This window comes from Litoreibacter halocynthiae (assembly GCF_004365635.1).
GTDB classification, from domain to species: Bacteria; Pseudomonadota; Alphaproteobacteria; order Rhodobacterales; family Rhodobacteraceae; genus Litoreibacter; species Litoreibacter halocynthiae.
The window spans coordinates 208,977-231,812 of record NZ_SOBH01000001.1; the positions used below are offsets into that span (position 1 = coordinate 208,977).

The following is a 22,836-nucleotide window of genomic DNA, read 5'->3' on the forward strand; positions in this document are numbered from 1 at the left end:
TGCCCCGTTGGAGTGGAAAAATTTTAGCAGCCCGAAGCGTAAGGCTGTCAGGCTGGCGCTGCGACCAGCGCTGCATCTTCCAAACGAAGTTGAGCCGACCGTCGTCCCTGCCAGCTGTTGATTTCGACCCGCCCGGCCAAATGGAATCGCCGCCCCGCATGCGCTTCCAGCGTTGGTCCCAACGCCGAGTTGAATGCGCCGAATGCGATGGCATCCAGCTTCTCGACCCCGCCTTCGCCAAAGCTGATTTTCAAGTGCCCCTCGCCAACCGGTTTGGTGAACAAAATCCTCTGGTCGGGGAAGACAAACCGTGGCCCCGCAGCCCCTGCGCCAAAGGGGCCTGCCTGCTCGATCAATTCGATCAGCTCGACGGAGGCCGCTGCGGGCATCATGAGCCCGTCCAGCCGCAAATCCGACGGTCCTAGCAACCCCGCGCCCTGTTTTTCCATCATCTCGGTCAGCCGCGCCATGGCGGGTTCAAGCATGTCTCGGGCAACGGTCAAACCCGCCGCCATCTTGTGCCCGCCGCCTTTAATCAGAAGACCCTCGGCCGCCAGCTTTTGTATTTGCGCCCCGAGGTCGATGCCGGAGACGGAGCGGGCGGAGCCCTTGCCCTCGTCGCCCTCCAACCCGATCACCACGGCGGGGCGGTTACTGGCTTCCTTTAGCCGCGCCGCGACGATGCCGACCACCCCCGGATGCCAGCCTTCGCCCGCCGCCCAGACCAGTGGGGCATTGAGCCCGCGCTCCTCGGCCTGTGCCAGTGCGGCTTCGCGCACAGCCGCCTCGATTTCGCGGCGTTCGGAGTTGAGCGTATCCAGTCGCTCCGCCAAAGCCTGCGCTTCGTGTTCCTGATCGGTCGAGAGAAGCCGCGCCCCCAAATCGGGTGCGCCGATACGGCCACCTGCGTTGATGCGCGGCCCCAGCAGGAACCCCAGATGATAGGAGGTCGGGGCGGTGTCCATCCGTGCGACGTCCGACAACACGCGCAAGCCGATGCGCTGCCGTGTGGCCATCACCTTCAAGCCTTGGCGGACCAAGGCACGGTTGACGCCCACCAGCGGTGCGACGTCCGCAACGGTCGCCAAGGCGACCAAATCCAGAATCGCCATCAGGTCGGGCACGGTCCGCTCGGACCGCATGGCCCTGTTGGTTGCGACCAACAGCAGAAAGACCACGCCAGCGGCGCAGAGATGTGCGAGCGAGCCGTCCTCGTCCTGCCGGTTGGGGTTCACGACGGCCACAGCGGGCGGCAGCGTTTCGCCGCCCAAATGGTGGTCCAGCACGACGACGTCCGCAGCAGTTGCTGCCGACAGCGCGTCATGGGACAGCGTTCCGCAATCGACGCAGAGGATCAGGTCGTGATCTGCCGCCAAGCCTGCCATAGCGGGAGCGTTCGGGCCGTAGCCCTCGTCGATGCGGTCGGGGATATACAGTGTCGCCGCCAGCCCCATGTCGCGCAGCCAGCAGATCAGCAGAGCCGCCGACGCGCCGCCATCCACGTCATAATCTGCGAAAATGGCGATCTTCTCGCGGTTGCGCACGGCGTCGGCCACGCGATTTGCCGCGATGTCCATGTCTTTCAATACCGACGGGTCTGGCAACAGGTCGCGCAGGGCGGGGTTGAGGTACCGCTCCGCCGCGTCGACGGGCACGCCTAAGCGCGCCAGCGTGGCGCAAAGGGGGCGGGGCAGTTCGGTTTGCTGGGCCATGGCTTCCGCATGGCGGTCTTGCTCCACCGACAAGCCGACCCAGCGGCGCCCTGTCAGAGAAGTTTCTACGCCAAGGAAAGCTTGCGTCATTAGCTGATCGGGTTGCGATACGTCATGCGACGCACAGAGCCGGTTTTGGACCGCATAAGGATCGTCTCGGCGGTCAGGTAGCCGACTTCTCGGCGGATGCCCTTCAGGATCGACCCGTCGGTCACGCCGGTTGCGGCAAAAATCACGTCATTGGTGACCATCTCGTCGCGGTTGTAGATCTTGTCCAGATCGGTGATGCCCGCCTTGGCCGCGCGGCCACGTTCGTCATCATTGCGGAAAAGCAAGCGGCCATACATCTGCCCGCCCATGCATTTCAGCGCCGCCGCCGCCAGCACCCCTTCGGGCGCGCCGCCTTCGCCCATATACATATCGATGCCGGTCGTCGCGGCCTCGGCGCAGTGCATCACGCCTGCGACGTCGCCGTCGGTGATCAGGCGGATTGCAGCACCGGTGGAGCGGATATCCGCGATGATCTGCTCGTGACGCGGGCGCTCCAGTACGCAGACGGTGATGTCGTCCGCCTTGCAGCCCTTGGCCTTGGCCAGTGCAGCCACACGCTCTTTCACCGACATGTCCAGCGTTACTGTGTCGGTTGGATATCCCGGCCCGATCGCCAGCTTGTCCATATAGACGTCCGGCGCGTGCAGCATGGAGCCGCGCGGCCCCATGGCAATCACGGTCAGCGCGTTGGGCATGTCCTTTGCGGTCAGCGTGGTGCCTTCCAGCGGGTCGAGCGCGATGTCCACGCCGGGGCCGTTGCCTGTGCCGACTTCTTCACCGATGAACAGCATCGGGGCCTCGTCACGCTCGCCCTCGCCGATGACCACGACGCCGGCGATATCCAGCAAGTTCAGCTGCTCGCGCATGGCGTTGACAGCGGCTTGGTCGGCGGCTTTTTCGTCACCACGCCCGATCAGCTTGGCGGAGGCCAATGCGGCGGCCTCGGAGACGCGGGCGAGCCCGAGGGACAACATGCGGTCCTGAAACTGGTCGGTGGAGACGGTCATGGGAAAATCCTTAAATGGCAGTTGCATCCCGTTTAGCGGGGGCGGGTTCGGGGATCAAGGACGGCAGGCGGTGCCTTAGACCTCTTCGATACGCAGGGCGACGGGGTCCGAGGCCAGAACGCCGGTTTTCGGCAACTTCGCCAGCGCCGCATCCAGCGCGTCGCGCGAGGTTGTGTGGGTCACGATCAGCACGGGGGCCTTGTCGTCGAGATGGTCATATTGGCGCATCCGGTGGATCGACACGCCTGCATCGCCAAGACAGGTGGCGACTTTCGCCAGCGCACCCGGTTTGTCGTGCAGCGTCATGCGCAGGTAGTACGGCGCGGGCGTTCCGGAATTGGCGGAGGGCGCGGTTTTCAGTGTGTCGGCGGGCTGGCCGAAGGTCGGCAGACGCAAACCGCGCGCAATGTCGATGATGTCGGACAGCACGGCGGAGGCGGTGGGGCCTTCGCCAGCGCCTGCACCGCGTAGCACGATCTGGCCCACATGGTCGCCTTCCAGGACGACCATGTTGGTGCCGCCTTCAAGCTGTCCAAGAGGGGAGGTCGCGGGGACAAGGCACGGCGTCATGGATTGCACCAGCCCGCGTCCCGTCATCTGGGCGGTGCCCAGCAGCTTGATCTTGTAGCCCATGTCGGCGGCTTGGTGGATGTCTTCGATGCTGACGCAGCCGATGCCCTCCAGTTGCACGCCGTCGAATTTGACCTGCGTTCCGAACGAAATCGCCGCCAGCAGCGCCAGCTTGTGCGCCGCGTCGATGCCGCCCACGTCAAGTTCGGGATCGGCTTCCAGATAGCCCAGCCCGTCGGCCTCATCGAAGGCCTCCTGATAGGTGAGGTTGGCGTTTTCCATGCGGGTCAGAATGTAGTTGCACGAGCCGTTCATCACCCCCATCACGCGGGTAATGTCGTTGCCTGCCAGCCCTTCGGTCAGTGCCTTGATGACGGGGATGCCGCCTGCGACCGCTGCCTCGAAGCGCAACACGCGGTCCTCGCCTTCGGCCAGCAGCGCCAGCTCTTGGCCGTGTTCCGCCAGCATGGCCTTGTTGGCCGTCACCACGTCCTTGCCCGCTTTCAACGCGGCCTCGGTGGCGTCCTTGGCGGGGCCGGTGGCGCCGCCCATGAGTTCCACGAACACGTCCACGTCGTCGCGGGTTGCCAGTTTCACCGGATCGTCTTCCCACGCATAGTCGTCCAGCGGCACGCCGCGGTCTTTCTGGGAGCGGGCGGATACGGCGGAGATTTCAATCTTGCGGCCTGTTCGCGCCTCTAGTTGGGCGGCTTTCTGGCGGATGATGCGCACGACGCCCACGCCCACGGTGCCCAGTCCTGCGATGCCAAGGCGAAGGGGGTCAGACATAGGGGTGCTCCGTCAAAATAAGGTGTTGCGCGCTCGTTAGCGCGTATCGTGTGAGGGTGCAATGCGGGGAAGCTTATGCAGGGCGATCCTTGACCGCGTTCAACAGCCTCAACCGTGTCGCGCCGTCGATGATGCTACGGCCTTTCAAGGCGCGGGCGCGGGCTTTCAGGCGGGCGACACGGACGGCAAGCGCTTCGGTCTGCACTTCGATGGTACTTCCTGCGGAGGCGCGGGAAATCAGTTCCGGGAGGGGCTGCAAGGCTGGATAATCGGCGTCGCGCGCCTCTTGACTGATGGTGTCATCAATGGACGGCAGGTTCGCGGTGCAGGCAGATAGCAGCACAAAAGCTATGAAAAGTGGGGTGCAGCGCATGAGGCCCGATCCGGTGTGATTTCTCCGGCGCACAATAGGGGGCAGGGGCAGGGCCGTCCAGCGCCACATATAGGGTTGATCTGAACACGTGTTCAGATAGCATGCGGGTATGGCACGTAAAATCGGTTCACACTCCGACATCACCGGTCCCCGCGTTCGCGCGGCGGCGCTAAAGCTGTTTGCCGCGCATGGCTTCGCCGCCGTCTCCATGAGGCAAATCGCGGCGGAGGTTGGCGTTCAGGCCGGCGCGCTTTACCTTTACACACCTGACAAACAGTCGCTGCTGTTCGATTTGTTGCGCGACCATATGCAAGAAGTATTGGATGCGTGGAGCGCAGAGGAAAAGCCGGAAGGTCCGGTTCAGCACCTTGAAGCTTTTTCGCGGTTCCACATCCGCTTTCATCTTGAGCGCCCCGAGCAGGTGTTTATCTCCTACATGGAGCTGCGCAATCTGGAGCCTGACAACTTCAAAACGCTAGAGAATATGCGCCGTCAATATGAGGACGCGCTCGAATCCATCCTCAAGCAGGGACAGGACGAGGGTGTGTTTGATGTGGACGACACCAAGCTAACCACGCTGGCGCTGATTGCCATGCTGAACGGGGTGACCAGCTGGTATAAGCCCGATGGTCGCCTGTCTTTGGCGCGGGTCGAGGCGATCTATTCCGACATGGCAGGCAAAGCGGTCCGAATGCCACGCTGGAAAGAACGGCAACGCAAGCTAGAGGCGGAGCAAGCCGCCGCGGCAGCCGAGTAATTAAAGGCGCTTCCGGCGCCTAGTTTGACAGAAATCTCAGGAGCGTATTTGCCGTCAAGGCTGGGTCAGTTAACGCAAAGCCGTTGCGGATTGAGCGATAGCCGAGCTTTGATATGTTGAGGAACTTTAGCAGCATATCCGGATCGCGCATGGTCAAATCCATTCCGGCAATACAAGGCAGGGTTTCTTGCGCCAGATCGTTCGGCAACGGCCCAATCTCCCGCTCAAACGCGTCAGCAGTCATCACCCGCAGGGTGCCGTTGGCGGTCTGGAACTCGAACCCACCTTTGAGTTCCGCGAGCCCTGTATACAATCCACCGAAACGGGCCTTCAGGTCTGCGTGAAACGAGGTCTCCGCCAGAATGTTCACGCCACAAATACCGCTCACGCTATTTGGATGCTTGAGCCACTCCGGCACATAGATCAAATCGGGGCGGTGTTGCTGGCACAGAAAAAATGAGAGCCTCGGGAACTGCGCATCTGGCAGCAAGGCAAGGGTGGTTTTTGTCCGCCCCGCGGTTCCGTCGGGAAGGGTGACATCGCGCCCGAATTCCAAATGCCCTGCGACGGTGAAACCTGCGTGTTCTGCGGTCAGCGCATCTTTCACCGTGTCGGTGCTATGCAGGGCCGACAACGCCACGCCTTCGCGTTGTTGTAAGTGTTCGTAAACATGCCGCCCGAAACGGAAATGCCCGGCGGGAATTTCATCTAGCAGGGTGTCGTCATAGATGCCCATGATCTCGACCAGACACCCGTTGAACATGGCCAGACTTGTGCTTGTCCCCCATGGATGTTTGCCGATGGCGGTCATGTTGAAGCCAAGCGAGATAAGGCGGTCGCGCAAGGCGTTGATGTCCTTGGTTGCCAGAAGCGGGTGGTCGATGCCGAAAGATGCGTTCATTTTCGTGTCCCCTCGCGTTCGACGAAGCTTACTTGAGCGTCGCCCCGCACGGTCGCTTTGGCCCCCACAACAAGCGCATTTTGCGCGACGTCTTGGACGACAACGGCACCTGCGGCGATATTGGCATGGGCCCCGATCTTGATATTGCCCAGCAATATCGCACCCGCCCCGATGACCGCACCGGTCCCGATATGCGGATGCCTGCGCGGACCGCTGTTGGTTAATGTGCTACCAAGGGTGACGTTGTGCCAGATCGAGACATCTTCCTCGATGATCGACGTTTCCCCCACCACAAACCCCAATCCGTGGTCGAGCCATAGACCCGCGCCGATCTGCGCTGCGGGGTGGATATCGGTAGAAAACGCACGCCCGAACGCGGCTTTCAGGGCCAGTGCCATAGTCGTGTTGCCATCGACCCAATACTTGTGCGCCACGCGGTGCCCCATGATCGCCTGCACCCCGCGCGAGAACAGCAGAGCGGATGCCGCTCCGCCGGGCTCGAAGTTGCGGCGGGCCGTCTCGGTGATGTCATAGGCCGTCATCTCTGCAAGCGCATTGTCGCGGTAGGCTTCCGTCACGGCTTGGTTAAGTGCAGGGGTTTTGCACAGGCTGGACAACAATCCACCTGCCAGGTCGTGAAACCCTTCGAACGGGCCAAGCCCAAGGATTGCCGCCACCTCGGGGGAGGCTTCCAGAACAGCGCGGACGTCATCAACCAGTTTCATCGGGAATCCTCAAGACACATAGCCAAAGGCGATCCTTGGTTTCGGGGCGCTGTCAAGCCAGACGCTTTTGGCGGAGGTGTATTCCATCAACGCATCCGTGCCGCTTGATCGCCCGAAACCCGAATTCAACGAGCCGCCAAAGGGTGACGAAACATGGATCGCTTTGTAGCTGTTGATCCAGAATGTACCTGCGCGAACGGCCTCCGCCATACGGTGGGCGCGGCCCACGTCGGAGGTCCAAACGGCCCCTGCCAGCCCGAACGAGGTGTCGTTGGCCAGCGCGATGGCGTCCGCCTCATCCTCGAACGGTATGGCGGTGACGACTGGCCCGAAAATCTCTTCCTGCGCGGTTTTTGAGCTGTTCGGCAAACCGCGCAGGACTGTTGGAGGCACAAAATACCCTTTCGTAAGTGTGTCGGAGCGAGTCAGCACCGACGCGCCCGCGCTGGCGGCCTGATCAATCATGCCGGTGACATGCTTGAATTGGCGGGCATTGCTGATCGGGCCGATCTCGGTGTTCTCGTCCAGCGGGTCGCCTAGCTTGATGTTTTTCATGCCAGTCGAGAGCATTTCGACCAGTTCATCGTGGATTGATTTCTGAACCAGCAGCCGTGATCCCGCCACGCAGCTTTGCCCCGCGCCCGAGAAGATAGCCGCCTGTGCGCCAAGACAGGCATGTTCCAGATTGGCGTCGTCAAACACGATGTTGGCGGACTTACCGCCCAGTTCCAGCACGGCTGGTTTCAGGGCGGCAGCGGCGGCCATGGCAACGCGACGGCCCGTTTCGGGGGAGCCCACAAAGACCACCTTGCGCACCGCCATATGTTCAATCGCCGCTTGCCCGGTCGTCGGGCCAAGCCCGCTCAACACGTTCACAAGCCCATGTGGAAGCCCCGCTTCCTCGGCCAGCTTCACAAGGGCCACTGTGGTAATCGGAGTCAGTTCGCTGGGTTTAATGACCACCCCATTGCCGGTGGCGATGGCAGGAGCGATTTGCCAGCCTGCGGTGAAGATCGGCGCGTTCCAAGGCGTAATCTGGAACACCACCCCGAGCGGCTCGCGCAGCGTGTAGTTTAGGTGGCCCGACGGTACGGGAATGACCTCGCCATGCAGTTTGTCTGCCCAGCCCGCGTAATAGGCGAACATCTCCGCCACTTTGGCGACCTCGATGCGGCAGTCGCGGATGGGTTTGCCTGCGACGATTGCCTCGATGGTGGCCAGCGGTTCGACATTCGCGAAAACGGCCCGCGAAATATCCTGCATGACCTGACCGCGCGCCGCGGCTGAAATGTCCTTGGCCCACTCAGGTTGCGCCTTTTGCGCGGCGTCGCAGGCTTTAATCGCCAGCGCGGTATCTGCGTCCTTGTAGGTTAGCAAAACCTGTTCAGTGAACGGGTCCACCAACGCCACATCCGCACCTGCGCCGTCAACGAGCTTTCCGCCGATGATGCTTTGCGGTCTGTCGCCGAGGCCAAGCGCCGCCATTGCTCCCAGTAACTTTTGTGTACGATCAGACATCCTGGGCCTCCTTCCCGTCGAACTTTACAATCTCGTTGAAATCCGCGCTGTTCGGCACATCGCGCGATGCGTTCAGCCAAATATCAGCGATGCCGGAAAAGCCGGAGATATCGACATCGCTCGCCTTCGCCAGATCAAGCGCAAGGCCCACATCCTTGCGCATCAATCCCATGGTGAAGCCTGAATCGAACGCGTCGTTCAGGACCCATTTCGGGAAGTTCACCTCACTCACGCCGCTACGCCCTGATCCTGCATTGATCCCTTCCAGCAGGTATTCCGGATCAACGCCCGCGGCCTTGCCCAAGCGCACGGCTTCACCGACCAACACAAGGTTGGCGGCGCAGAGCATGTTGTTTGCGATCTTTGCGGCATGACCCGCACCGGAGCCGCCAACGGTCACGGTTTTGGCGGTCAGAATTTCCAGAGTGGGCCGCAGTCGCGCGATTGCATCGAGAGAGCCGCCCAAAAGCATGGTCATCGTTCCGCTATTGGCTGCGGTAGGCCCGCCACTGACGGGGCCGTCGACGAAAGAGAATCCCTGCGCGTCGCCCAATTTGGCCATTGCTTGCGAGGTGACCGGCTCTGACGTGGAGGTATCCAGAACGATTGCCCCGTCCTGAATGTCAGGCAGCATATCGCGCATGACGGCGTCAACCACAGACGCTTTGGGCAGGGACAGGATGATGATGTCCGCAACGCGGGCGAGTGCGGTGGGTGAGGCAGCAATGTCTGCACCCAACTCTGCCATTTTGGCGCGGGTGTCGGGGTTCGGGTCATAGCAGGTCAGGCTGCGCCCGTTGGCAAGCAATTGCGCACCCATGCCGCCGCCCATGTTTCCGCATCCAATCAGGCCGATATGCATGGCCGTTCCCCTTCCCTGCAAATGAGTCGCGGGAACCATGCACTATTCGGCGCGGGCGTGAAATGACGGTGTTTCGAGTTGCTTCACCCCGAAAAAAAAGGCCTCCGATCCGAAGGCCTTTTTTAACTTTTGTCGTGTTGCTTAAAGCTCGGGATAGATCGGGAACTTGCCGCATAAATCCAGCACCTTGGCCTTCACGGCCTCTTCCACGGCGGCGTTGCCTTCTTCGCCATTCGCTGCGAGACCGTCGACCACTTCCACAATCAGATCGGCGATCTGGCGGAACTCGGCCTCCATGAAGCCGCGCGTGGTTCCCGCAGGGGAGCCGAGGCGGATACCGGAGGTGATCGTCGGCTTTTCGTCATCGAACGGGATGCCGTTCTTGTTGCAGGTGATGTAAGCGCGGCCCAAGGCTTTCTCGGTCGCGTTGCCCTTCACGTTCTTTGGACGCAGGTCGACAAGCATCACATGGGTGTCGGTTCCGCCTGTGACGATGTCCAAGCCGCCTTTGATCAATTGGTCCGCCATAGCTTGCGCGTTAAGCACGACCTGCTTTTGGTACTCTTTAAACTCGGGGCGCAGCGCCTCGCCAAAGGCCACGGCCTTGCCAGCGATCACATGCATCAGCGGCCCGCCTTGGATGCCGGGGAAGATCGCGGAGTTCACTTTTTTCGCGATTGCCTCGTCATTGGTCAGGATCATGCCGCCGCGTGGCCCGCGCAGGGTCTTGTGCGTCGTGGTCGTCGCCACATGCGCGTGCGGGAACGGGGAGGGGTGCTGACCACCAGCCACGAGGCCCGCGAAATGTGCCATATCCACCAGCAGGAACGCGCCGACCTTGTCGGCAATCTCGCGCATTTTGGCGAAGTTGATCTGACGCGGAATGGCGGAGCCACCGGCGATGATCAGCTGTGGTTTGTGCTCCAGCGCCAGCGCTTCAACCTGGTCGTAGTCCAGTTCCAGCGTGTCAGCGCGCACGCCGTATTGGATCGGGTTGAACCACTTGCCCGACTGGTTCGGCTTCGCGCCGTGGGTCAGGTGGCCGCCTGCATCCAACGACATGCCCAGAATGGTGTCGCCGGGTTTGATCAGCGCCTGAAACACGCCTTGGTTCGCCTGCGAGCCGGAGTTCGGCTGCACATTGGCAAACTCGCAGCCGAACAGTTCTTTCGCACGATCAATCGCCAAATTTTCGGCGATATCAACATATTGGCACCCGCCATAGTAACGGCGACCGGGATAGCCTTCGGCGTATTTGTTGGTCAGCACGGAGCCTTGGGCTTCCATGACCGCACGGCTCACGATGTTTTCGGAGGCGATCAGCTCGATCTCGTCGCGCTGGCGGCCCAGCTCTTTGGTGATGGCGCCGAACAGTTCGGCGTCGCGGGTCTCGAGGCTTTCGGTGAAAAAGCCGTCATCACGGTGAGTGGCGTTCATTGGGTTTTCCTTCCCTAAGAGGCAGCGCAAGAATTGTGCGCCTTTTAGGGGGATTTTATCAGGATCGGAAGCGGTCAAAGCGACACGCTTGCGCTCTCTTGCGTCCTGCTGTTGCCGATGATGTACTTGTGTTTCCTGCTTTCCCACGCGAAGGTCTTGGAAAGACTTGGAAACTTGCCCTTAGATGCTCGACGTTAACAAAATATCTTTTCTGGCTTCGGACACGGATGTGGCCTGTGAAGCCCGCGCTGCCATGGTCGACAGCTATGGCGATACACCTTTGGAAGAGGCAGGAGTCATCGTGGCCTTGGGCGGTGACGGTTTCATGCTGCAAACGCTGCATGCGACCCAACATCTCGACACGCCGGTCTATGGGATGAACTGCGGCACCGTCGGGTTTTTGATGAACGAATACCACGAACCCAAATTGCGGGATCGGCTGGCCGAGGCCGTCGAGGAGGACATAAATCCGCTGCGTATGAAGGCCATTCGCGAAGACGGGACTGTCCACGAGGCGTTGGCCATTAACGAGGTATCTTTGCTGCGCGCAGGCTCCCAAGCGGCCAAGTTGAGAATTTTCGTTGACGGGCGCGAGCGGCTGGAAGAGCTGGTTTGCGACGGGGCGCTGGTCTCTACTCCCGCAGGCTCGACCGCTTATAACTACTCGGCTCACGGACCTATTTTACCCATCGGGTCAGAGGTTTTGGCCCTAACGGCTATGTCCGCATTCCGCCCACGCCGCTGGCGCGGTGCATTGTTGCCGAAATCCGCAAAGGTGCGTTTCGATGTGCTGCAGCCGAAGAAGCGCCCTGTCATGGCTGACGCTGACGGGCGGTCTGCTGGAAATGTCGTATCGGTTGAAATCACCTCCGAGCCTAGAGTGACCCACCGCATCCTTTTCGATCCCGGTCACGGGCTTGAGGAACGTTTGATCCGCGAACAATTTGCCTGATTTCGGGAACTTCGCGCTTCGAAAGTCGTTAACCTCTGAACGCAACACCATCAGGAGGTTTCCAGTGACACAGAACAAAACATCCGATCCCGCCCTTATGAACGATGCGCAGCGGTATGAATTGCGTGAATTGGCGATTCTACATGAAATGCCGTTTAGCGACGATCTGACGATGGAAGAGGCCGAAAAGCGGTTGAAAGAACTCCGCGCGCGCGACGTGCCAAACCAAGCATGATTAGTGCGTTTTGAAGACGCCCGGCAATGACACTTCCAAAAGCTCAAGATCATCGGACGCGTCGGCGTATTTGGTCTTCATGCCCGGTGGAATTACAAACGCATCGCCCGCTTCCAGCGCGTAGGACTTCTTGCCCTCGCCGTGCAGGACCATCGTGCCGTCCATTACAAATGTGAACAGAATATCGGCGTCGTGGCTGGACCAATCGGCAACGCCGTCTTTCTTCACAACCTGAACGCCCGCAACATTGCGGGTGTTTTGCGCAATCGTGGTATCGCGGCAGGTGAAGCCACCCATTCGGAACGGTTGCCAAGTTGCGTCTTCGGCTTTGTGATGCACGAATTTTTGCCCCTGAAAGTCGCGGTTGGGATTGGCTGGGCCGTTTGGCAGTTCCATCTCATGGTCAATTGTCGTGACATGTTCAGCTGGAACGCCGATCTCTATAACTTCAATATTTTCAGACGCATATAACACCCGATGCCGGATTTCCGGCGGCTGGATCACGCAGTTGCCCGCGTGCAGCCGGAAGGGCTCGCCCTGATCCTCGTAGACCAAATCCACCCAACCGCGATAACAGAAAATCAGCTGAAACCCGACCGTGTGATAATGTACCATGTCCGGCACCGGCCCTCCGTCTGGAATGCGGATATGCGACGCGATGATCGAGCCGCCAAGGCGGTCGGGGATCAGATCACGATACTGCATTCCCGCCCGACCGATGACCCATGGGGCCTGATCGGCAAGACGTCGCACGACAAATGCGTGCTGCGTTTCCGGCATGACAAGTGGCGGATTGAGCTCTGCGATTTCGATCCGTGTGCCGTTTGGCGCAACCAAGTCACGCTGCCCGTCGGCGAACCCGTCTGGGTCGTCGGTCAGGATGCGCAATGTGCCCGCAGGGTCCGGCACGCCCCGTTCGATGCGCAGCCGTAATCCGTATCCGGAAAACACCGCAACGGTGGGGTCATCAGCTGGAAAGATCATGTCCATCCGCATACCCAGAATCTTGGTGAAAAATTGAATGTCATCACGCAGTTTCTGCGTAGGTAGGCGAATTTCCGCAATGATGTCTGGCATGATCCCCCCGTTTTAGCGCAGAGTGGGCGGAGAGAATGCAATATGCAACACTTGCCTTACGCTACGTTTTGCGTCACATAACGGGCAAAATGCGAAATAGTTTAACATTAAACTAATTTATTCTAGGAGAATTGCCATGTCAGACGAGCGTACCGAAAAAGACCGCCAACAGTCGCTTCGTCAGGCTGCCTTGGACTATCACCGTTATCCCAAACCCGGGAAGCTGGAAATCCGAGCGACCAAGCCGTTGGCCAACGGGCGTGACTTGTCGCGTGCTTATTCCCCCGGCGTTGCCGAGGCCTGCCTTGAGATCAAGGCCGAACCTGACACGGCCCGCGACTATACCTCCCGCGGCAATCTTGTCGGCGTGGTCACCAATGGTACTGCGGTCCTTGGTCTTGGCAATATCGGTGCGCTCGCTTCCAAACCGGTGATGGAAGGCAAGGCGGTGTTGTTCAAGAAATTTGCCAATATCGACTGTTTCGATATCGAGCTGGACGAGAAAGACCCCGAGAAGCTGGCCGAAATCGTGTGCGCGCTCGGCCCGACTTTCGGCGCGATTAACCTTGAGGATATCAAGGCCCCTGACTGCTTTATCGTTGAGGATATTTGCCGTGAGCGCATGGATATCCCCGTCTTTCACGACGACCAGCACGGCACCGCGATTGTTGTAGGTGCTGCGGCAACCAACGCGCTGCGGGTTGCAGGAAAGAAATTCGAGGACATCAAGATCGTCTCCACCGGCGGTGGCGCTGCGGGCATCGCTTGCCTCAACATGCTGTTGAAGCTGGGTGTAAAGCGCGAGAATGTTTGGCTCTGCGACATCGCGGGGTTGGTCTATGAGGGCCGCACCGAGGAGATGACACCGCAGAAAGCCGACTTCGCGCAAAAATCCGACTTGCGCAGCCTCGATGAGGTGATCGAAGGTGCGGACCTGTTCCTTGGCTTGTCGGGGCCGGGTGTGTTGAAACCCGAAATGGTCGCAAAAATGGCCTCAACGCCGATCATTTTCGCGCTGGCCAACCCGACGCCGGAAATCATGCCGGACGACGCCCGCAAGGTCGCCCCCGATGCAATCATTGCCACGGGGCGCAGCGACTATCCGAACCAAGTGAACAACGTGCTTTGCTTTCCGTTCATCTTCCGTGGGGCGCTGGATGTGGGTGCGACCACGATCAATGACGAGATGAAAATCGGCTGCGTCGAAGGCATCGCGGCTCTTGCACGCGCCACCACCTCTGCCGAGGCTGCCGCCGCGTATCAAGGCGAGCAACTGACCTTTGGCGCAGATTACCTGATTCCCAAACCATTTGACCCGCGTTTGATTGGTGTGGTGGCTTCCGCCGTGGCCAAGGCTGCGATGGAGAGCGGTGTGGCGAAGCGCCCGTTGGAAGATCTTGAAAGCTACAAGGCGGAGCTCGATGGTTCTGTCTTCAAATCCGCCATGATCATGCGCCCTGTGTTCGAGGCCGCCCGCACTGTGACGCGGAAGATCGTCTTTACCGAAGGCGAGAGCGAGCGCGTGCTGCGCGCCGCCAATGCGATGCTGGAGGATACGACCGACAAGCCGATCCTCGTCGGTCGCCCTGAGGTGATCGAGCGTCGTGCCGAGCGGGCTGGACTATCAATCAAGCCGGGTCGCGATTTCGAGCTGGTGAACCCCAACGACGATCCGCGTTACCGCGACTATTGGCAGACCTACCACGCGATCATGGCGCGTCGGGGTGTAACACCCGATCTGGCGCGTGCGATCATGCGCACCAACACCACCGCCATCGGCGCGGTGATGGTGCATCGCGGAGAGGCAGACAGCCTGATTTGCGGCACGTTCGGGCAGTTCCTGTGGCATCTCAATTACGTCACGCAGGTCTTGGGAGGGAAGGAATTGCATCCGGTCGGTGCGCTTTCTTTGATGATCCTTGAAGACGGCCCGCTTTTTGTTGCAGACACCCATGTGCATGCCGAGCCTACAGCGGAGCAAATTGCCGAAACCGTTATCGCCGCCGCCCGCCATGTGCGCCGCTTCGGTGTGACACCAAAAATCGCGCTCTGTTCCAATTCGCAATTTGGCAATCTTGACAGCATTACGGGCCAACGGATGCGCGGGGCGCTTGATATTCTCGACTCCACGCCGCGTGACTTCGCTTATGAGGGTGAGATGCATACCGATGCGGCGCTGGATCAGGAATTGCGCGCGCGCATCATGCCTGAGAGCCGTTTTGAAGGTGCGGCTAACGTGTTGGTCTTTGCCAATACAGACGCGGCATCGGGGGTTCGCAACATCTTGAAAATGAAGGCAGGCGGGCTTGAGGTCGGCCCGATCCTGATGGGCATGGGCAACAAGGCGCATATCGTCACCCCGTCGATTACCGCGCGGGGGTTGCTGAACATGTCGGCCATCGCCGGCACGCCCGTCGCCCACTACGGATGAGGTGATCTAACGGAGCCTTCGGCCCGACATTGTTTGGGTCGGGGGTTGCACCCCCGACCGGCACGTTGCAACGCTAGCTTAAAGTCACCAAAGCGTGGCGCTTTTTGCCTGCCGACAGCTTGATCGGCTGCGCCAACTGGTCGGCCGTGATGAACAGTCCGGCGTCACTCAGCGCTTCGTCATTCATCTTCGCGCCGTTCTCCGAAATCAGGCGCTTTGCCTCTTTGCCTGACCCGGCAAGTCCGGAGCGTACGATCAGCTGAACGATCGAAATCCCGTCGCCCAACTCCTCCGCCGTCAAGGCCAGCGTCGGCAAATCGTCACCAGTGCCACCTTTTTCAAACACGTCATGCGCGGTGGCTTCCGCCGTCCGCGCGGCGTCTTCGCCATGCAGCAATGTTGTGACCGCGTTCGCCAGAATGACCTTGGCCGCGTTGATGTCGGAGCCTTCAAGCGCCCCCAAGCGATCGCACTCTGGCACCGGAAGTTCAGTGAACAGTTTCAAGAACTTGCCGGTGTCGGCGTCCGTCGTGTTGCGCCAGAATTGCCAGAACTCATAAGGGCTGAGCATGTCGCCGTTCAGCCAGATTGCCCCGCCTTGCGACTTGCCCATTTTGCGTCCGTCAGATGTGGTCAGCAAAGGGGTCGTCAGGCCGTAGATCTCGTGATCCAGCACCCGCCGTGTCAGGTCGATACCGTTCACGATATTGCCCCACTGGTCCGATCCGCCCATCTGCAACAGGCAACCGTAGCGGCGGTTCAGCTCAAGAAAATCATAGGCTTGCAGGATCATGTAATTGAATTCGAGAAAGCTCAGGCTTTGCTCGCGGTCCAACCGTGACTTGACCGAATCGAAGCTGAGCATCCTGTTCACCGAAAAATGCCGCCCGATGTCGCGCAGGAATTCGAGGTAGTTCAACCCGTCCAGCCATTCGGCGTTATTGAGCATAATTGCGTCGGTGTCGCCGTCACCATAGGAGAGGTATTTGGAGAAGACCTGCTGCATGCCGTCGATATTGGCGTCAATCGCGGCATCGTCGAGCAACGGGCGCTCGTCCGCGCGGAAGCTGGGATCACCAACCTTCGTGGTGCCGCCGCCCATAAGGGTGATCGGCTTGCCGCCGGTCTTCTGGAACCAGCGCAGCACCATGATGTTCATCAAGTGGCCGACATGTAACGATTTCGCCGTTGCGTCGTAGCCGATATAGGCAGGGACCACACCTTTGATCAAAGCCTCGTCCAGCCCTTGATAGTCGGTACAATCGGCCAGAAAGCCACGCTCTATCATCACGGTCAGAAATTCGGATTTGGCATGGTAGGTCATTGGGGTATCGTCCCTGCAAAACAGTGTTTCGCGCCTTATAGGCGTGAGGGCGGCGAAGGGAAAGCCATTGAAGATCACCGGTCCAATTTGGGCGCTTGGCGCGATGTCCGGCACATCCCTTGACGGGGTGGATGCAGCGCTGCTGCGTACCGACGGCGAAACCATCGCGGTTTTCGGTGCCAGCGCGTATCGCGCTTACTCCGAGGACGAGCGCGCGCGCATCGCCCAAGCGCTTGGCCAATGGCATGATGGCGCGGACGTGGCTCAGGCCGCCGAGACGGTTGAAACGGTGCACGCAGCCCTTCTGTCACGCATGATGACAATCGAGTCAGACCAATCGCCGGTGCTGATTGGCTTCCACGGCCAAACCCTTGCCCATGACCCCGACAATCAGCGCACGCATCAAACGGGTGACGGGGCGCTGTTGGCTGAAATTCTGCAATGTCCTGTGGTTTGGGATTTTCGCAGCGCTGATGTTCAGCTGGGCGGGCAGGGCGCACCGCTTGCGCCATTCTTCCATTTTGCCTGTGCGAAATATCTATCGCTAGATACGCCCACCGCGTTCCTGAACCTTGGTGGCGTGGGCAATGTGACCTATATCGACCCTAGCCATGACAAACCGCAGGCAGAGGGCGCGCTTCTGGCTTTCGACACGGGTCCTGCCAACGCACCGATAAACGACTTGATGCAAACCCGTTTGAACAAGTCCTATGACCGAGACGGGGGTCTTGCGGGAAAAGGCACAGCCAATGCGCAGATCGTCGAGAAATTTCTGAATCAGGCCTACTTCCATAAAATACCACCCAAGTCGCTGGACCGTGACGACTTCACGCAATTGTCGCATGACGTAGCAGACCTTGCCGACGCCGATGCCGCCGCGACGCTGAGCGAATGCTGCGCCGCTGCTGTCGCTCGTGCGATGGAGCATATGCCGAAGAAACCCACCCGAATTCTGGTCTGCGGCGGCGGACGGCGGAACACCCATATCATGGCGCGCCTTAAAGCCCTGACAGGGCTGCAAATTGACGACATCGACGATCACGGTCTCGACGGCGATATGCTGGAGGCGCAGGCCTTTGCCTACCTCGCCGTGCGGGTGGCGCGCGGGTTGCCCACCAGTTGCCCCAGCACGACGGGTGTGGGTGCAAATGTCGGTGGTGGAACGGTCAGTCACCCCTAGGGATGTCAAAGCCGGGCGCGGCCAGCTCGAACCCGTCAAACGTAAACCCTGGCGACACGGTGCAGCCGACTAGGGCCCACCCATTGGGTGCAGAGGCCGCTTGCCATTCGCCAGCCTCAACAACGATTTGTGGTCGCTGTCCTGCTTCGAAATCGGGCCCTAAAATGTGGTCGGTGGCGGGTCCCGTGTGACTTGGAGATATCGACAAAACCAGCGGCGTGCCCGCGTAAAAGTGCCATATCTCACCCGCATCCACGCGGTGCCAATGACTCCGCTCACCCTGTTTGAGCAGGAAATATATGCACGTGCCGGAGGGCCTCCCGTCACCATCTGCGACCCATGTCTGGCGATACCAGCCGCCTTCGGGGTGGGGTTGAAGGTCTAGGTGTTTGATCAGGGTGTCAGCGTCACTCATCTGGTTACCTTTTGTGGCGAATGGGCGATGTCAGATTTGAAACCTCCCGCCCTTGTACCAAGTGGCCATACAGCACAGTGAATATACTGAGCGTCAGCAACGAGACCACGTCCGATGCAGCGGTGAACACAAGATAGAGCAGGTTACTTTGCGCAAACGCGTCGGCAATGCTGCTGAAAGGAAGATAAAGCAGCGATGTGATGATTGCGAGGTTCACCAGCACTCCGGCAAGAGGGGCGGTCAATCGCCACGCATCGCCCAACTTCATGGGTTGATCCATTGCCGCCGCAGGTAGGACAGGGCCGAATCGAAATGTCACATAGCTGACCAGCGCGCCAACGATGAAGCCGAACAGAAGGCGGCTCCGCGTGAAGGCATTTTCAGGGTTTGCACCAAAAAATTCATCGCCTCCTGACCCAACAGCCACAATCAAAGCAACGATCAAAATCGGAACCACCGGCAGCCCTGTAAGAATGGCTTTGCCCAGGTATCGCGCGATTCGACGGCCATCCAAACGTGGCAACCATCCCGAAGGTTCTTCGCCCTCCAGCACATACCTATGCCAGCCCACGGCAAGCCAGATCCAGCCCAAAATCGAAATTATGAAGCTCGCGAAGTACCATAGAAAGTTGATGTTATCCTCGGGCAGGGGTGCATCTGGATCGTAGAAGATATCCCCTGCAAGATAGCCATACTCCGCGTAGTTAAAGCCGAGCAAAGCGATTGTGCTGATCGCCCATGGCACCAAAACCAAGCGTAGTGTTACGCTTGGTTTTGCTATGATCATCTGCCACGCATGGGTCAGTAATGCGCGGCTGGCACTCATCCCTTCAAGATCGAGCGCCCGGCATATTCCGCCGTCTCACCCAGCATTTCGTCGATACGGATCAGCTGGTTGTATTTTGCCAAACGGTCCGAGCGCGACAGCGAGCCGGTTTTGATCTGGCCACAGTTGGTTGCCACGGCCAGGTCGGCAATCGTCGCGTCCTCGGTCTCGCCGGAGCGATGCGACATCACATTTGTGAAGCCCGCGCGGTGCGCCATTTCGACGGCTTTCAACGTCTCTGTCAGCGTCCCGATCTGGTTTACTTTCACCAGCATCGAGTTGGCTGAGCCGCGCTCGATGCCTTCGGCAAGGCGGGCGGGGTTGGTCACGAAAAGATCGTCGCCCACCAGTTGAACCTTGTCGCCCAGAACGGCGGTCAGGGCGGCCCAGCCGTCCCAGTCGTCTTCGCTCATGCCGTCCTCGATCGAGATGATCGGATAATCGTCCACCAGGGCCGCCAGATAGGACACGTTCTCGTCGGATGTCAGGACCTTGCCTTCACCTTTCATGTCGTATTTGCCGTCGCGGTAATACTCTGTCGCGGCGCAATCCAGCGCGAGATAGATATCCTCGCCCGGTTTGTAGCCGGCTTTTTCCACGGCTTTCAGAATGAAATCCAACGCTTCACGAGACGACGAAATCGCTGGTGCAAATCCACCCTCATCGCCGATACTGGTGGAATAACCGCCTGCGGACAGCTCTTTTTTCAACGTGTGGAATACTTCGGAGCCCATGCGCACGGCCTCGCGGATATTCTCTGCAGCGACTGGCATGATCATGAATTCTTGGATGTCGATCGGGTTATCTGCGTGCTCGCCGCCGTTGATGATGTTCATCATCGGCACCGGCAAAACGCGCGCCGAGGTGCCGCCGATATAGCGGAACAGCGGCTGCGATGTGTAATCTGCGGCAGCTTTCGCGGTCGCCATGGAGATGCCCAGAATCGCATTGGCACCCAGACGGCTTTTGTTGTCGGTGCCGTCCAGCTCAATCATCAGCTCGTCGAGGCCAACCTGATCCAGCCCGTCTTCACCCAGCAGATTTTCTGCCAACTCGCCGTTCACAGCGGCAACTGCGTCCAACACCCCCTTGCCCATGTAGCGGGCTTTGTCACCATCGCGTTTTTCGACGGCTTCGTATGCGCCTGTCGATGCCCCGCTTGGAACCGCAGCCCGTCCCATTGTTCCGTCTTCCAGTGTGACGTCGACCTCCACGGTCGGGTTGCCCCGACTGTCGAGAATTTCACGGGCGTGAATGTCAATAATTGTGCTCATAGCAGGGGAGTCCTTAAGGTCAGGTTGCCGTTTGGGCAGGGTATAAAGGCGCACTGTGTCTAGAGCAAGTGAGACTCTGTTAGCGCTAACCTTGAGTGCTGCTATGGCTGCACCCGCAATGGCTTGCGAAAGATCCGAACGTCAACAATCTTTAGCAAGGTGGTTAGAGCGAGCTATTCAAGACTGATCGGTGCGCGCACCCAAGCCTGCCAAAAGCGGACCCAGATGGGCTTCGTAGTTCCGCCATGCCTCCGAGCTTCCTTGATACATTTCTTGCCGAACCTGACCTGTGGAGGCCGTTTGAACAGCGCGCTTGGTCTTGTGGAAACTCAAACAGTTATCTTCCCACTCGAGACCGGCAAAATCCAGAATGCGCCGGGTTTCGCGTTCCTGATTTTCAGTCAAAAGCTCATAATCCATATCCAGAACTCGACCGGGAAAACGTTCGTGCCAGAATGACATAAGATCCTGATACAGATGATAAAATTGCGCGATATTCTCCTGCGAGTAACGGTAGTCATTGCCCGATGTCACAAAGCTGTGTCGATAGATCGACCAGCAAACTGCCCGCGCGTCCCGCGTACAATGGATCACTTTGGCTTCCGGCAGGGCTTTAAGAATGAATCCGATCCAGCGGAAGTTCAGCGGAAGCTTATCGGTGATCACTGATGAATCCGTCTCGGCGTCGGCCAGCCCGCCTAAATATCCCGCACGGATTTCTCGCAGCAACGCTTCGCTCATCGGCTGGTTCAATGCGTTGGTGCGGCCCAACACATTGTTTAAAAGCCCCAATTCTCCAGCACCATAGACCTTCGAATGACTTGCCAGAATTTGTTCGGTCAGCGATGTGCCGGAGCGGGGCATGCCCAAAACGAAGATTGGCCGACGTCTGGCAACCGGAACCGAAAGTTCGGGCACGGATTCCGAGAATATCCCTTTTATGCGTTTGAATAGCTTTTGATCGGCGGTCGCGTCGTAAGGCGTCACTGCGCCCCGCGCATGGTTGGCGGCGTCGAAATGTTTGAATGCGCGGTCATATTCGCCAATGTCGTCATAGGCTTTGCCCAACGCGAAATTCAGACGCATCTCCGCCTCGGCCTCCAATCCGCCGGTGGTCAAAAGCGCTTCCATTTCTTTGATATGGGGATCACCCGCAGTGTAGCGCCGACATTCGGCAAGGTTTTGGTGGGCGACAACAAATCCGGGGTTCAGTTCCAAACTGCGCCGAAAGCACGTCGCCGCCGCCTCCCGATCCCCAAGATGCATCAACACGTCACCCTTGTTGCACACCGCTTCAACGTAATCGGGTGCAATTGCAATCGCGCGATCAAACAGGGCCAACGCATCCGCATTGCGATCCATGTCTTTCATCAGGCAGCCCAGATTATTGAGCGCTTCTACATAGTCGGGCTTCTGGTCAATCGCCGCCAGATAATGCTTGGCGGCGTCTTTGAAGTGCCCCAAATCACTCAACACGATGCCCAGGTTGTTTTGCGCTTCGGCGTAGTCCGGGCGTTGCTTGACCGCAGCACGCAGTGGCACAAGCGCGTCTTCCAAGCGCCCCATCTCCTTCAGGATCAGACCTGTGAGGTTTTGCGTGATGGGAAAATCCGGAAAGTCCTGATCCAGCTCTTGAGCTTTCGACAGCGCAGCTTCAAGCTCACCTCTCTGAAAAGGCTCAACAATTTCCATCAGTTGCTCTTGAGTGGGTCGCTCGCTCATGTGTCTTTGACTCCGTAAAGTTCCAAGCGGTGTCCCTTCAATTTGTAGCCTAGGCGTTTGGCAATCCTCTCTTGAAGTTCTTCGATCTCGGGGTCGACAAACTCGATCACCTCACCGGTTTGCATGTCGATGAGGTGGTCATGATGGTCACGCTCTGCGTCTTCATAGCGCGCGCGCCCGTCGCCGAATTCCAGTCGTTCCAACAGTCCGGCTTCCTCAAACAACTTTACCGTTCGGTACACTGTGGCGATCGAAATTCCCGCGTCCAAAGCCGACGCGCGTGCATGGAGTTCTTCCACGTCGGGGTGGTCGTCCGCTTCCTCCAGCACTTGCGCAATCACACGGCGCTGTCCGGTCATGCGCAGCCCGCGTTCTGCCGAGCGGCTGATGATGGATTTTCCCATAGGTCGTGGCCCCCTTCGTCGTTACCATGCATTTTAGGCACGGCACCGCCAAGCCTCCAGCCCAAATAGCGCCTAAGGCTTGACTTATCGTCCCTCAGGGCGCATTTGCCCCTCAAGCCTGCGCACTTATGGTGCCGCGTGAGCTTTGCAAATCCAGCAAAGCACTGCACCGCCGCAGCACACACGTTCCCGATATTCACGCGAATGGGTCCGGTGGAGGAAACGCCTCCACGACCATTTTAACGCGACCTCACCGCCGATTCAGGCGTGGGGCCCACATGTCACGAGAGGACA

Annotated in this window: 21 protein-coding genes; 5 read left to right on the forward strand and 16 right to left on the reverse strand. The window is 59.3% G+C overall.

The genetic code is table 11. The annotated features are described in order from the left end of the window. Positions 1-47 precede the first annotated feature (47 nt). The 4 genes from recJ to BDE40_RS01045 form a co-directional block, all read right to left on the reverse strand. Positions 48-1,802 carry a single-stranded-DNA-specific exonuclease RecJ gene (recJ, locus tag BDE40_RS01030; protein ID WP_134012011.1) on the reverse strand — a complete coding sequence of 585 codons (1,755 nt, stop codon included), beginning with the start codon at positions 1,800-1,802 and terminating at the stop codon, positions 48-50. Next, positions 1,802-2,770, reverse strand: coding sequence for a class II fructose-bisphosphatase (glpX, locus tag BDE40_RS01035; protein ID WP_134012013.1), 969 nt, complete (start codon positions 2,768-2,770; stop codon positions 1,802-1,804). The genes recJ and glpX overlap by 1 nt, the downstream gene beginning before the upstream one ends. A 75-nt stretch (positions 2,771-2,845) precedes the next feature. Beyond that, a complete protein-coding gene (locus BDE40_RS01040) occupies positions 2,846-4,129 on the reverse strand; it encodes a homoserine dehydrogenase (protein ID WP_134012014.1) in 1,284 nt (427 codons plus the stop codon). A gap of 73 nt (positions 4,130-4,202) precedes the next feature. Further along, on the reverse strand, positions 4,203-4,502 hold the full coding sequence (locus tag BDE40_RS01045; protein WP_134012016.1) for a hypothetical protein: 300 nt from the start codon (positions 4,500-4,502) through the stop codon (positions 4,203-4,205). 109 nt (positions 4,503-4,611) lie between these two features. On the opposite strand from BDE40_RS01045, the gene BDE40_RS01050 reads away from it, so the two are divergent. Next, a complete protein-coding gene (locus BDE40_RS01050) occupies positions 4,612-5,259 on the forward strand; it encodes a TetR/AcrR family transcriptional regulator (RefSeq protein ID WP_073143437.1) in 648 nt (215 codons plus the stop codon). A gap of 19 nt (positions 5,260-5,278) precedes the next feature. Here the strand turns inward: BDE40_RS01050 and BDE40_RS01055 are convergent, their stop codons facing one another. The 5 genes from BDE40_RS01055 to glyA form a co-directional block, all read right to left on the reverse strand. After that, positions 5,279-6,160 (reverse strand): VOC family protein, encoded by an 882-nt coding sequence (locus tag BDE40_RS01055; protein WP_134012017.1) that lies wholly within the window; start codon positions 6,158-6,160, stop codon positions 5,279-5,281. Further along, positions 6,157-6,885, reverse strand: coding sequence for a serine O-acetyltransferase (locus tag BDE40_RS01060; RefSeq protein WP_134012019.1), 729 nt, complete (start codon positions 6,883-6,885; stop codon positions 6,157-6,159). Before BDE40_RS01060 ends, BDE40_RS01055 begins: the two co-directional genes overlap by 4 nt. Positions 6,886-6,894: 9 nt before the next feature. Further along, positions 6,895-8,403: an aldehyde dehydrogenase family protein gene (locus BDE40_RS01065; RefSeq protein ID WP_134012021.1), complete on the reverse strand. Its 1,509-nt coding sequence runs from the start codon at positions 8,401-8,403 to the stop codon at positions 6,895-6,897. Continuing rightward, positions 8,396-9,265, reverse strand: coding sequence for an NAD(P)-dependent oxidoreductase (locus BDE40_RS01070; RefSeq protein WP_134012023.1), 870 nt, complete (start codon positions 9,263-9,265; stop codon positions 8,396-8,398). The genes BDE40_RS01065 and BDE40_RS01070 overlap by 8 nt, the downstream gene beginning before the upstream one ends. 141 nt (positions 9,266-9,406) lie before the next feature. Then, on the reverse strand, positions 9,407-10,702 hold the full coding sequence (gene glyA / locus BDE40_RS01075; protein ID WP_134012025.1) for a serine hydroxymethyltransferase: 1,296 nt from the start codon (positions 10,700-10,702) through the stop codon (positions 9,407-9,409). A 184-nt stretch (positions 10,703-10,886) separates the two neighbouring features. Between glyA and BDE40_RS01080 the strand changes: the two genes are divergently transcribed. Together BDE40_RS01080 and BDE40_RS18140 are read left to right on the forward strand one after the other, a co-directional pair. Further along, positions 10,887-11,654 (forward strand): NAD kinase, encoded by a 768-nt coding sequence (locus tag BDE40_RS01080; protein ID WP_134012027.1) that lies wholly within the window; start codon positions 10,887-10,889, stop codon positions 11,652-11,654. Between the two features lie 64 nt (positions 11,655-11,718). Further along, positions 11,719-11,889: a hypothetical protein gene (locus tag BDE40_RS18140; RefSeq protein WP_162848006.1), complete on the forward strand. Its 171-nt coding sequence runs from the start codon at positions 11,719-11,721 to the stop codon at positions 11,887-11,889. Here the strand turns inward: BDE40_RS18140 and BDE40_RS01085 are convergent, their stop codons facing one another. Next, on the reverse strand, positions 11,890-12,966 hold the full coding sequence (locus tag BDE40_RS01085; protein WP_134012029.1) for a cupin domain-containing protein: 1,077 nt from the start codon (positions 12,964-12,966) through the stop codon (positions 11,890-11,892). A gap of 136 nt (positions 12,967-13,102) precedes the next feature. Here BDE40_RS01085 and BDE40_RS01090 point away from each other — a divergent pair, with 136 nt between their 5' ends. Continuing rightward, positions 13,103-15,397: an NADP-dependent malic enzyme gene (locus tag BDE40_RS01090; RefSeq protein ID WP_134012031.1), complete on the forward strand. Its 2,295-nt coding sequence runs from the start codon at positions 13,103-13,105 to the stop codon at positions 15,395-15,397. Between the two features lie 73 nt (positions 15,398-15,470). Here the strand turns inward: BDE40_RS01090 and tyrS are convergent, their stop codons facing one another. After that, positions 15,471-16,721 carry a tyrosine--tRNA ligase gene (gene tyrS / locus BDE40_RS01095; protein ID WP_134012033.1) on the reverse strand — a complete coding sequence of 417 codons (1,251 nt, stop codon included), beginning with the start codon at positions 16,719-16,721 and terminating at the stop codon, positions 15,471-15,473. A gap of 103 nt (positions 16,722-16,824) precedes the next feature. Here tyrS and BDE40_RS01100 point away from each other — a divergent pair, with 103 nt between their 5' ends. Further along, positions 16,825-17,901, forward strand: a complete 1,077-nt coding sequence (locus tag BDE40_RS01100; protein WP_425462389.1) for an anhydro-N-acetylmuramic acid kinase — start codon at positions 16,825-16,827, stop codon at positions 17,899-17,901. Here the strand turns inward: BDE40_RS01100 and BDE40_RS01105 are convergent. The 5 genes from BDE40_RS01105 to BDE40_RS01125 all read right to left on the reverse strand — a co-directional run bounded on the left by BDE40_RS01105 (position 17,888) and on the right by BDE40_RS01125 (position 22,542). Then, positions 17,888-18,316, reverse strand: a complete 429-nt coding sequence (locus tag BDE40_RS01105; protein WP_134012037.1) for a cupin domain-containing protein — start codon at positions 18,314-18,316, stop codon at positions 17,888-17,890. The genes BDE40_RS01100 and BDE40_RS01105 overlap by 14 nt on opposite strands. Before the next feature lie 4 nt (positions 18,317-18,320). Beyond that, complete coding sequence (locus BDE40_RS01110; protein ID WP_162848007.1) at positions 18,321-19,103, reverse strand: hypothetical protein; 783 nt, start codon at positions 19,101-19,103, stop codon at positions 18,321-18,323. A gap of 35 nt (positions 19,104-19,138) precedes the next feature. After that, on the reverse strand, positions 19,139-20,416 hold the full coding sequence (gene eno, locus BDE40_RS01115; protein WP_134012041.1) for a phosphopyruvate hydratase: 1,278 nt from the start codon (positions 20,414-20,416) through the stop codon (positions 19,139-19,141). A 177-nt stretch (positions 20,417-20,593) separates the two neighbouring features. Further along, positions 20,594-22,138: a tetratricopeptide repeat-containing sulfotransferase family protein gene (locus BDE40_RS01120; RefSeq protein WP_134012043.1), complete on the reverse strand. Its 1,545-nt coding sequence runs from the start codon at positions 22,136-22,138 to the stop codon at positions 20,594-20,596. Beyond that, entirely contained in the window at positions 22,135-22,542 is a 408-nt protein-coding gene (locus BDE40_RS01125; protein WP_073143470.1) for a Fur family transcriptional regulator, read from the reverse strand. Before BDE40_RS01125 ends, BDE40_RS01120 begins: the two co-directional genes overlap by 4 nt. Positions 22,543-22,836: the final 294 nt, after the last annotated feature.